The following is a 549-nucleotide window of genomic DNA, read 5'->3' on the forward strand; positions in this document are numbered from 1 at the left end:
CATCCGTGGCTGGCGGATCACGCCGTGATGGGTTCGGTGCTGCTGCCGGGTACGGCCTTTGTGGAGTTGGCGGTTCGCGCGGGTGACCAGGTTGGTTGTGAGCGGGTTGAGGAGTTGACGCTGGAGGCGCCGCTGGTGCTTCCGGAGGTGGGCGGTGTCCAGCTTCAGCTGTCGGTGGGGGAGCCGGACGGTTCGGGTCGTCGTGCGTTCGAGGTGTATTCGCGGTTTGAGGACGCGGCTGCCGATGAGGCGTGGCTGCGTCATGCTTCGGGTGCGCTCGTGGAGGGTGCGTCGGCGGCGTCGTTCGATCTGGGCGTATGGCCTCCGGTGGGTGCGGCGCCGGTTGCGCTGGATGGTCTGTACGAGGGTATGGCGGGCCTGGGGCTGGCCTATGGCCCGGTGTTCCGGGGGCTGAGGTCCGCGTGGCGGCTCGATGGCGAGGTCTTCGCGGAGCTGGAGTTGCCGGAGGGCGCGCGGTCCGATGCGGGTGTGTTTGGTCTGCATCCGGCGCTGTTGGATTCGGCGCTGCACGTGGTGGGGCTCGGTGGT

General features: G+C 68.9%; 1 protein-coding gene. It reads left to right on the forward strand.

Annotation, left to right across the window (positions count from 1 at the left end; translation table 11 throughout):
- Nucleotides 1–549: polyketide synthase dehydratase domain-containing protein (locus NP777_RS47160; RefSeq protein WP_256656364.1), on the forward strand; the 549-nt coding region annotated here is incomplete at both ends.

Origin of the sequence: Streptomyces rugosispiralis (assembly GCF_024505145.1) — a bacterium.
Taxonomy (GTDB): Bacteria; Actinomycetota; Actinomycetes; order Streptomycetales; family Streptomycetaceae; genus Streptomyces; species Streptomyces rugosispiralis.